This window comes from Alkalihalophilus marmarensis DSM 21297, assembly GCF_000474275.2.
Taxonomy (GTDB): Bacteria; Bacillota; Bacilli; order Bacillales; family Bacillaceae_D; genus Alkalihalophilus; species Alkalihalophilus marmarensis.
In genome coordinates this window covers 38,627-48,995 of sequence record NZ_ATAE01000011.1, presented here as the reverse complement: position 1 = coordinate 48,995, position 10,369 = coordinate 38,627, and the positions used below count along the sequence as shown (strand labels likewise).

Annotated in this window: 9 protein-coding genes; 8 read left to right on the top strand and 1 reads right to left on the bottom strand. The window is 35.5% G+C overall.

From position 1 onward, the window contains the following. The first annotated feature begins 170 nt into the window (after nucleotides 1–170). The 5 genes from A33I_RS05980 (at nucleotide 171) to A33I_RS05960 (ending at nucleotide 8,001) form a co-directional block, all read left to right on the top strand. Nucleotides 171–3,050 carry a DEAD/DEAH box helicase gene (locus A33I_RS05980; RefSeq protein WP_022627573.1) on the top strand — a complete coding sequence of 960 codons (2,880 nt, stop codon included), beginning with the start codon at nucleotides 171–173 and terminating at the stop codon, nucleotides 3,048–3,050. A gap of 170 nt (nucleotides 3,051–3,220) precedes the next feature. Then, nucleotides 3,221–3,592, top strand: coding sequence for an HIT family protein (locus A33I_RS05975; RefSeq protein WP_022627572.1), 372 nt, complete (start codon nucleotides 3,221–3,223; stop codon nucleotides 3,590–3,592). 18 nt (nucleotides 3,593–3,610) lie between these two features. After that, on the top strand, nucleotides 3,611–3,937 hold the full coding sequence (locus A33I_RS05970; protein ID WP_022627571.1) for a nucleoside triphosphate pyrophosphohydrolase: 327 nt from the start codon (nucleotides 3,611–3,613) through the stop codon (nucleotides 3,935–3,937). A 2-nt stretch (nucleotides 3,938–3,939) separates the two neighbouring features. After that, nucleotides 3,940–6,360: a DEAD/DEAH box helicase family protein gene (locus tag A33I_RS05965; protein ID WP_022627570.1), complete on the top strand. Its 2,421-nt coding sequence runs from the start codon at nucleotides 3,940–3,942 to the stop codon at nucleotides 6,358–6,360. Nucleotides 6,361–6,378: 18 nt separating this feature from the next. Continuing rightward, nucleotides 6,379–8,001 carry a DUF262 domain-containing protein gene (locus A33I_RS05960; RefSeq protein ID WP_022627569.1) on the top strand — a complete coding sequence of 541 codons (1,623 nt, stop codon included), beginning with the start codon at nucleotides 6,379–6,381 and terminating at the stop codon, nucleotides 7,999–8,001. Nucleotides 8,002–8,049: 48 nt separating this feature from the next. Here the strand turns inward: A33I_RS05960 and A33I_RS05955 are convergent, their stop codons facing one another. Beyond that, nucleotides 8,050–8,595 carry a hypothetical protein gene (locus tag A33I_RS05955; protein ID WP_022627568.1) on the bottom strand — a complete coding sequence of 182 codons (546 nt, stop codon included), beginning with the start codon at nucleotides 8,593–8,595 and terminating at the stop codon, nucleotides 8,050–8,052. A gap of 198 nt (nucleotides 8,596–8,793) precedes the next feature. Between A33I_RS05955 and A33I_RS05950 the strand changes: the two genes are divergently transcribed. The 3 genes from A33I_RS05950 to A33I_RS20785 are packed head-to-tail and all read left to right on the top strand — an operon-like array spanning nucleotide 8,794 to nucleotide 10,359. After that, the gene (locus A33I_RS05950) at nucleotides 8,794–9,732 is read left to right on the top strand and encodes a hypothetical protein (RefSeq protein WP_022627567.1); all 939 of its coding nucleotides are present in this window, start codon (nucleotides 8,794–8,796) and stop codon (nucleotides 9,730–9,732) included. Between the two features lie 22 nt (nucleotides 9,733–9,754). Next, nucleotides 9,755–10,177, top strand: a complete 423-nt coding sequence (locus A33I_RS05945; RefSeq protein WP_022627566.1) for a YhfM domain-containing protein — start codon at nucleotides 9,755–9,757, stop codon at nucleotides 10,175–10,177. 11 nt (nucleotides 10,178–10,188) lie between these two features. Further along, on the top strand, nucleotides 10,189–10,359 hold the full coding sequence (locus A33I_RS20785) for a hypothetical protein (protein ID WP_012958824.1): 171 nt from the start codon (nucleotides 10,189–10,191) through the stop codon (nucleotides 10,357–10,359). The last annotated feature ends 10 nt before the right edge of the window (nucleotides 10,360–10,369 follow it).

Here is a 10,369-nt window from a genome sequence, read left to right as displayed (position 1 = left end):
ACTTCATTTATATTTTAGATGTCTAACTCAGTAAATGAGAAACCCCACTTTTTTAAAAAGTGGGGTTTCTCAACAATCTGTAGCTACTCCTTTAAGAGTAGCTTTTTTATTTACATTTGAATCTATTACATTTACAATTTTAGGTATAATAAGAACAGAATGGTGATTACATGGATAATATCTTAACTAATTTGCAAGAATCGATCTATAAAGGGTTTATTGACCATTCACAAGGTCGATCTTCTAAACACAAGCCAAAATTACTCGTAAATAATCCTAATACTAAAGAAACAATCTTATCAGCGGTTCAAGAGGAACTTTCACAATGTGAAGACTTCTTTTTCTCTGTTGCTTTTATAACCGAAAGTGGACTAGCTACATTAAAGTCTATTCTTTGGGACCTGCACCAAAGAAAGGTTAGGGGAAGAATTTTAACCTCAACTTTCCTCCAATTTAACCAACCAAAAGTATTTAAAGATTTATTAAAGATACCTAATTTAGATGTACGATTAACAAATCTAAAAGGATTCCATTCAAAAGGTTATATTTTTAAACACTCAACTCATTTTTCACTCATAGTAGGCAGTTCCAACTTAACTGCCCAGGCACTTAAAGCAAACTACGAATGGAACGTTAAATTAGATTCGCATGAAAATGGTGAGATCATTCGCCACTTTACTCAACAGTTTGAAGATGTTTGGGGGGATGCGATTCCTTTAAGTTTACCTTGGATTACGGAGTATGAACGTATATTTAAGAGCGAGCAATTTAGAAACAAAGATAGCATTGTTGAAATGCCCTTAGATTATAGAATTAACTCTATTGAAGATGCGCTTTCTATTAAACCGAATAAAATGCAAGAAGCTGCTCTAGAAAATATAGAAGCTGTGCGAGTAGCGGGGAATAAGAAAGCTCTTATTGTATCAGCCACTGGTACAGGAAAAACGTTTTTGTCGGCTTTTGATGTTAGGCGTTTTACTCCCAAGAAAATGTTATTTATTGTTCACAGAGAGCAGATATTACATAAAGCAAAAGAAGATTATCAACGTATACTCGGAGGCCCTGACAAAGACTTCGGAATCCTCTCTGGTAATAAAAAGGAGACAAATGCTAGATACCTTTTTTCAACAATTCAGACACTCTCAAAAGAGGATGTATTATTAACATTTACACCTGAAGATTTCGATTACATTTTAATTGATGAAGTACATAAAGCAGGGGCAAATACTTATCTAAAAGTAATGGATTATTTTCAACCAACTTTTATGATGGGAATGACAGCGACTCCAGAACGAACTGATGACTTTAATATATACGAACTTTTTGATTACAACATTGCATACGAGATCCGTTTACAAGAAGCATTAGAAGAAGATATGCTTTGTCCATTTCATTATTTTGGTGTCACTGAATACGAATATGAAGGAAAAATGATAGATGAAACAGCTGCTTTGTCTAAGTTAATAACCGAGGAACGCGTTCAACATATTCTAGAAAAGATAAATTATTATGGTCATTCAGGCGATCACGTCCGTGGATTAATGTTCTGTAGTCGAAAAGAAGAAGCAGTAAAATTGTCGGCGGCGTTGAATGAGCACAGATTAAGAACGGTTGCTTTACTCGGAAATCATTCTCCTGATGAGCGGTTACGTAGAGTTAATGAATTAGAGAATGGAGGATTAGATTACATTATTACTGTTGATATTTTTAATGAAGGAGTAGACATCCCAAGCATAAACCAAGTAGTTATGTTAAGACAAACACAGTCAAGTATTATTTTTATTCAACAGCTTGGTAGAGGTCTACGCAAACACAATTCCAAAGAATTCGTAACTATTATTGATTTCATTGGTAATTACAAAAATAATTACCTCATTCCAGTAGCATTATCTGGTGATCGTTCGCAAAATAAAGATTCAATTAGAAAAAATACCAAGGATACATGTTATATAAAAGGGGTATCATCAATAAACTTTGAGGAAATTGCCAAGAAGCAAATATTTAAGTCTATTAGTGATTCTAAGTTAACATCCATGAGGATATTAAGGGAAGCTTATATTGAGTTAAAAAATCGGCTAGGACGAGTACCTTCTTTGCTTGATTTTTATACTAACAACTCCATTGACCCTACTGTGATCATTGCAGAACATAAAAATTATTATCAATTTCTTGTTAAACTAAAGGAGGAAGTACCAATGCTTACCTCATACGAACAGGGAGTTTTAACTATGCTGTCCCAGGAAATCCTCAACGGAAAACGAAAGCATGAGATATCATTACTACAGGTATTATTGAAAGAAGGAATGGTTGAGGAGAGTACCCTACTTAAGAGATGGAAAGATAGTGACTATCTAACAGATAAAAATACATTACTATCTGTTCAACGTGTGCTTGATCTTTCTTTTTATACTTCAGCAACTATAAAAAAATACGGGGACAAGCCTATAGTAGAATATGAGATGAATCGATATAAATGGAACCGACATGTTATGGAATCGCTGCAAAATAACCCACATTTTAATGAACAGATTAAGAACATTTTACAAGTAGCTGAACATAAGAGTAAGCAATATGATAGCTCTACTCCACTTACACTTCACCAGAAATATTCTCGTAAAGATGCGTGTAAACTACTCAATTGGTTAAATGATGAAAGTTCAACAATGTATGGGTACAAAGCAAAACATGGAACATGTCCTATTTTTGTAACGTACCATAAACAGGAAGAAGAAGGATCAAGCATTAATTATGGTGATGCATTTTTAAGTCAGGATATATTTCAATGGTATACAAGAAGTAACCGTACCTTACAATCTGATGAAGTAAAAAAGATCATTAACTCTGAAGATGATAACCTTGCTTTGCATCTATTTGTGAAGAAAGACAATGCAGAAGGTACAGATTTTTATTATTTAGGAGAAGTTACTCCGGATAGAACGACCATCGAGCAAACAACTATGCCAGGAAATGACTTACCAGTGGTTCGTATGCAATTCAAGTTAAAAGAGACGGTAGAAACGTCCCTATATCATTATTTAATAGAAGAGTAGATAAAAACTATTGAATCTATCTGCTACTTATTATAACCGAATAGGTATTAGTAGATTAAATACTGAAGAATAAATTGTATTCATGAAACTGTTTGCAGAAAACTACAAGCCTTCAAGTTTGTAGTTTTTCATTTTAAGTAAAAATTCAAGCACAAGAAAGGAGCACCATTATGCAAAACACCAAATGCGCATTCTGCACCATCCAAGATTATTTATTTGAAAACAACCATGCTTACGCGATTTACGATCGATACCCTGTTACCGAAGGGCATATCCTTATCATCCCTAAGCGCCACGTAGCTGATTACTTTGAAGCAACGAGCACAGAACAGGCCGCTTTATTTGAGCTCGTGCATACTGCCAGAGCGTTCCTGAATGACACATATTCTCCAGATGGTTTTAACATCGGCATGAACTGTGGTGAGGCTGCTGGCCAGACAATTTTTCATGCCCACATCCACGTTATTCCAAGGTACAATGGAGATATGGAGAATCCTCGTGGCGGAGTTAGAGGGGTTATTCCAGCAAAACAATCCTATTAAATAGTAAAGGTGAGTGCCATGCCTATATATAACAAACTAGTAAGAGATAGAATCCCTGAGATTATAGAGAAGACTGGAAAAGAATTTCGTACGGATATTTTAAATAAAGCAGACTATGAAGGGCAGCTTAAAGTAAAACTGAGAGAAGAGATGGGGGAATTGCTTGAAGCTGATACGAAGAAAGATATTATCGAAGAAATGGCCGATCTATTAGAAGTCGTCTATGCGCTTGGTGTGATTCATGATATTTCACCAGAAGAAATGGAATCAGTGAGAAAAAGAAAGCAAAACGAGCGCGGAGGTTTTAACGAGCGAATCTTTTTAATTGATGTAGAGGATGAGTAAGAATGCGTCTAGTAACAGAACTATTAATTGATGAAATAAAAGAAACAATTGAAAAAGCTTCTTCCGTATACATAGTAACGGCTTTTCTAATGAAATCAGGTATAGATTTGTTAAAGGAACCATTAAAACAGGCACTTGATAGAGGAGCAGAAGTGAAAGTGTGTACAGGTGATTACATGTATATCACCCACCCTGATGCCCTGCGCATTTTATTTGAATTGCATGAACGTATTGAGATTAGGTTATGGAAAAGCAATGGGCGGTCGTTTCATCCCAAAGCTTATTTATTTCAATTTGAGGATAAGACAGGTCATGTAATTATCGGCTCTTCTAATATGTCCAAATCCGCTTTAACATCCGGGGTTGAGTGGAATGTTTCCATTCCATCAAAAGATAACCACATCATATATGAAGAAGCCATACACGAATTTATGAAGCTATTCTTAAGTGAACAAACCATACCGGTGAATGATGTAACGATCAAAGCATATGAAGAAATGTATCTATTACAAAACCATTCAAGAGATAATCGGTTTGTTGAATGGGACGCAGATGATGAAAAGGAATTGATGTTTGGTCAGAAGGAGGAACATACACCTATAGTTCATGACCCTCCAGAACCTTATCAAGTGCTAAAGCCAAGGCAAGCTCAGCTCGAAGCTCTAGAAGAATTAGAGAGAACCCTGGATGATGGATATGACAAATCATTAGTGGTCATGGCTACAGGGTTAGGAAAAACGTATCTTTCAGCCTTTTTTGCACGTCGTTTTAAGAGGGTGCTCTTTATAGCACATCGAGAAGAGATCTTATATCAAGCAAAGAAGACATTTAATCATGTGATGCCTGATCGAACATGTGGTATTTTCAATGCTAGAGCGAAAGAAAGGGACGCCGATTTTGTATTTGCATCAATCTTCTCAATAGCAAACCAGAAACAAGTTGAAAAATTTGATAAAGATGCCTTTGATTTAATTATCATTGATGAATTTCATCATGCAGCTGCAAGGTCTTACCAGCATGTGCTTGAATATTTTTCTTATTCATTTTTATTAGGACTTACTGCAACTCCTGATCGCATGGATGGGAAAAATGTTTATGCAATTTGTGATGGAAATGTAGCTTATGAAATAGACTTTTTGACAGCCATTGAAAAAGGCTGGCTTGCTCCTTTCCGTTATCACGGTGTCTATGATGAAATCGATTATTCATCCATAACATGGCTCGGGACACGTTATGATGAAAGTGAGCTGTTAAATAAACAGTTAAGTGATGATGTTTTTAACAATATTTATGATGCATGGCTAAAGTACAAACAAACTAGAACGCTTGTATTCTGTTCTTCTATTAAGCAATCTAACTATTTAGCAGAGTGCTTTCAACAAAAAGGTGTGTCTTGTATTAGCTTAAATTCAAATACATCTTCCACTGATCGAAAAGGGGCAATCCGTAAACTTGAGACAGGTGAGCTTGAAATTATCCTAACAGTTGATCTTTTCAATGAAGGTATCGATATTCCGACTGTAGATACATTGCTCTTTGTTCGCCCAACTGAATCACTGAGTGTATTCATTCAGCAGGTTGGAAGAGGATTGCGTTTAGCGGAAGATAAAGAAGCATGTGTGATTATTGACCTTATAGGAAATTATCGTAATGCAGACGTAAAGTTACGAGTTTTTAGACAAGAAGAAGAGGATACGAAATCAGCTAAGAAAACAGCTGCCATTCCGTCTGTGCCAGATCTATGCTCGTTTGATTTAGAAACAAAGGTAATAGACCTCTTAAATCAATTACAGTTAAAACGGAAACCTCGTCGAGAACAGATGATAGCATCTTTCCATAATGTGGTTAGAGAAATAGGTAGAAGAGCAACTTATAAAGAGTTACACTTACAAGGGAGCTTCGATGGCAATCAATATAGAGTTGAGTTTGGCTCATTTTATACTTTTCTAAAAGAAGCTAATGCTTTAGACAAGGAACAAATTGAAACATACGAACTATATTTAGATTGGTTAAAAGAAGTTGAAACTACCGATATGAATAAGAGCTATAAGATGGTTGTTTTGTCTTATATGCTTACCCGTGGTAAAGATGATTGGTTTAAAGCAATTACTCCAAGTGAGGCAGCTCCTTATTTCCATTCCTTTTTCATGGCAGAAGAATACCGAAAAAAAATAGACTTCTCAGCCAAAAATACTAGAGCTATGTGGGAATACAATGAAAAGAAGGTTGCTAAATTGATTGCAACTATGCCAATGACCATGTGGGCTGGAAAATCTAAGGGCTTAATCGAATTTGACCGAGGTCATTTCAAAATGACGTTTGATGTGCTTGATGAACATAAGGAAACTCTATTTGACTGGACAAAAGAGATTTGTGAATATCGATTACATAGACATTTCGAAATGAAAGCAAAAAACAAGTAATGATGTGGAGGAAGTGTAATGTATCAACCAGAACCCCAATCTATGACGTTTAGTACGTTAATTAGTGACATAGACAAAGGGATTATTAAAATTCCGCAATTTCAACGTGATTTTGTATGGACAATTAATCAATCTGCTAAATTGATTGATAGTATTCTAAAAGGCTATCCGATCGGAACATTCATACTCTGGGAGTCAGGAGAAGAACTGCGATCAATAAAAAACATTGGCGGGGCAGAATTACCGCCTACCCCAATAGGCTCTAAAGCTCAATATGTATTGGATGGCCAGCAAAGAATGACAAGCCTTTATGCAACACTAAAAGGACTATTGGTACAACGAGAAACTAGGAAAGATAATTTTGCTGAGCTGTACATAGATTTAGAAGCTGAGGAAGACGGCCAGCTTGTGGTTACAGACATAGAGGATCGTAATCCTAAAGAAGTAATCTCATTACGAGATTTACTAGAGGGTGATATTTCAGTTCTCATTGAGTATCCGAAGAGTTATCACAGTAAGCTAACTGATTACAAAAATAGAATGAACACATACCGCTTCTCCACGATTTTATTAAGAGATGCTACAATTGATGTGGCAACTGAAGTATTTACACGTCTGAACGTCGGCGGTAAAAGCTTAACTGTTTTTGAAATTATGGTAGCTAAAACATACGATGCTTCTAAGAACTTTGACCTGTCAGAGAAATATGATGATCTGTTAACAAGGCTGGAACAGGTCGAATATGAGACCATTCCAGAAAGTACCGTTCTACAAGTGGTTTCTACAATTCTAGTTAAAGAATGTACTAGGCAGCATATTTTACGTTTAGAAAAAGCTGATTTTATTGACGTTTGGGATGAAGCAGTAGACGCTATTGAAAGAGCTATTGAATACTTTAGAAACTATTACAGGATTCCGGTATCAAGACTCTTACCATATAACGGCTTAGTGGTGACATTCGCATATTTCTTTTACCACCATAAAAGCAAGCCAACCGGATATATGCGTGAACTATTAGATGATTTCTTTTGGAGAGTATCTCTATCAGAAAGGTATTCAAGTGCCTTAGAAACTAGATTAGGTCAAGATATTAAGCGGATTGATGTTATCTTAAAAGGTGAGCTGCCTAAATACGATTTAAAATTGAATGTAACGAAGGATTTAATTATTAATAATGGTCATTTCAGTGTGAATAGAAGCTTTATTAAATCTATCCTATGCTTGATGGCGTATCATGAGCCTAAATCATTTAGTGATAATTCAGTCGTTCGTATCAATAACAGTTTCTTGAAGCAGGCAAATAGTAAGAACTATCATCACTTTTTCCCTAAAGCATATCTTCAAAAACAAGGTGAGGATATGTTCTATATCAATCATATCGTAAATATTACAATTGTTGATGACTTCTTAAATAAGAATATAATCAGAGCAAAAGCGCCGTCCGAATACATGAAGGATTTTGTTGAGCAAAACAGCAAACTAAGAGAAACGATGAAGGATCATTTAATAGGAGATTTAAATGAGTTTGGTGTTCTTAAAGATGACTATGAAACATTCTTTGAGAAAAGAGCAGAATTGATTGCAGAAGAGCTAAATAAATGGTTGATTACTAGTAAGTCTAATCTTGTAGAAACTATGTAGTAAATAAATAAATCCCCTTACACTATAGAAAGTGAAGGGGGTTTGTTTTTACCACGTACCTAAATTTTCGCCATACTGTTTTACGTCTTCAGTCATAAACTCAATTTCTGAAGCTTCCAATACAACATCAGACATTGGAATATCATCTTGTGGAACAAATTGATCGGTATTAACTGTGAACATTGCGATTTTTACCTCGCCTTGTTTTACATTAACTGAAACCGTCTTTGCATCTTGAATCTCTTCTTGTTGCAAGAAATCATATGTTTGGTTTACCACATGTTGGGTAGCTAATCCAGGCTGGGTTTCTTCACTCATATGTACAAAAAGAGTAACATGCTCATTAATATCAATTGCGTCAGTGACATCGACTTGAGTCGCGTATTCAAAGACCTCTGTATCAATCTCATTTGATTCTACGTCCTCTGAATCAGTATTCGTTTCCTCTGAAGAAATCTCTTCCTCTGTCTGGTCTTCATTAACAGCTTCTGTTTGACTTTCCTCACTTGTTTCTGTAACTGCTTCATCCGATCCACAAGCAGATAATACAATAATTCCTGTAAAAATAAAGAATGATAGTATGTATTTTTTCACTTAAAATATCCTCCTATAATTTTATAACAAGACAATTATAACATATATCTAGAACTAACTTATAAAATATAACAAATTAAATAATATCAATATAATTAATTCCCCCTCATTAGACAGACACTCTTACCATCTTATCCAATATATAGTAGGATAAAGAGGGAAACTACAAATCACTTAGAAAACGAGGAAAAAACCATAATGAAAAAAGCAACATACACCGGACTTCTGACCAGTCTATTACTCTTAACATCTTGCAGCGAAAGTGATAAAACTAGCTTGGCTGAAGCAGAAAATATACAAATTGAACAAAACGAGTTTCTAGAGAATCCTGACTATCAAGTCATTGCAGAAGATTATAACAAGCTTGAATACATGGCAGAACATTTGCTTATACCCAAAGTGTTAACAGATATAAATGAACAATTCATTTCTACAACAATTGAAAAGCATGGCTATCTGGGACTTTCTTTAAAATTCAATACCTATGAAGGAAACGTGAGACTTTCTTATGAGGTAATTGATGACACGGAATTAAGTGAGAGAATTATTTATGATGGGCTTTATCCAACTGATAATATAAATGGTTTTACTACTTATACAGACGGGGTTGAGACATTCCATTTTAAAGATGATGAGCAAGGTCTCTATATGACTCTTCGCACTAATGACTTGAATGTAACGAGCTATGATGATTTAATTTCTTATACAACGGAATTTGTAGAGTCAGAGTTAACGTTCTATCAGCGATTAAAAGAAGAAACAAACAGTCTTTCACTGCCAAGTTATACAATAGGAAATAGCGAAATTTCGGATTATACAATGTACCATGTTCTTAATCAAGTTCAAGGTCAAACACAATCTCAATTGAATAAGATTTTAGTATATGAGGAAATCCTTTTAAGTGTCTCTAACGACATTACCAGACTTGAAAGTATTAAAGCGGAAGGTCAAGAGATCAAACTAAGTGGCGAAGCAGAATCTTTATATTACGAGCCTCACTCGCCAAGCATAAGCTTTGTTAAAAACGGATCTACCTATTTTATCCTTCCTGGTTATTCAGCTAATGAAACATTACATACAGACCATGACTATATGATTGATGAATTTATCAAAGTGTATGAATCAATAGATAATTAACGAACTAAACGAGGGGCCACATATGAAAAAATCAGCTGCAATCATCACTTTACTAATAGCCATACTACTAACCGGCTGCCTAAACCGCGGCGAGTCGATGGTGCTGCTTGAAGAGCCTATCGTCCAAATTGATGTCTCCTACCCAAGAGGGGGTATCGTAAATGCGGATGATGAAAGTCTGTATTCGTATACAGATGAAGCAACCATTCAGTCCTTTCGAAAGATCATGAAAAACACAAGGGAGCGGCCAGTTGAGGTGACTACCTACCCTGATTATGAAATCGTCGTTACCTATGCTAATGGATTGCCCATGCATGGCGTGTATGTCTGGCTTGGTGAGGAAGGTGAAGAAAGTGTCCTTACCTATTTACCTAATTTTGAAGAGACCTACATCACGAATGCAAATACAACGAAGCAGCTTCGTGAGTTAGTAGAAAGAGAATAGGGGGCCATTTTATGAAAGACCCAATTAAAGTAATGCTGCTAGGTATTTCGATCATGCTTTTAGGTTTATTTATACAAAACACTTCAAGCTGGGATGCTGGCCCAACGAATGCGGTGCAGCTTCTTATTGCTGCTGGGTTTATTACAGTACTAATTGGATTTTTTATGAATAAGGGGAAGTAGTGTCTGAATT

Bases quoted from the DNA above. Each gene is read 5' to 3' on its own strand.
- A33I_RS05970 (WP_022627571.1), top strand. From the start codon at position 3,611: ATGCCTATATATAACAAACTAGTAAGAGATAGAATCCCTGAGATTATA.
- A33I_RS05965 (WP_022627570.1), top strand. From the start codon at position 3,940: ATGCGTCTAGTAACAGAACTATTAATTGATGAAATAAAAGAAACAATT.
- A33I_RS20785 (WP_012958824.1), top strand. From the start codon at position 10,189: ATGAAAGACCCAATTAAAGTAATGCTGCTAGGTATTTCGATCATGCTT.
- A33I_RS05950 (WP_022627567.1), top strand. From the start codon at position 8,794: ATGAAAAAAGCAACATACACCGGACTTCTGACCAGTCTATTACTCTTA.
- A33I_RS05980 (WP_022627573.1), top strand. From the start codon at position 171: ATGGATAATATCTTAACTAATTTGCAAGAATCGATCTATAAAGGGTTT.
- A33I_RS05945 (WP_022627566.1), top strand. From the start codon at position 9,755: ATGAAAAAATCAGCTGCAATCATCACTTTACTAATAGCCATACTACTA.
- A33I_RS05975 (WP_022627572.1), top strand. From the start codon at position 3,221: ATGCAAAACACCAAATGCGCATTCTGCACCATCCAAGATTATTTATTT.
- A33I_RS05960 (WP_022627569.1), top strand. From the start codon at position 6,379: ATGTATCAACCAGAACCCCAATCTATGACGTTTAGTACGTTAATTAGT.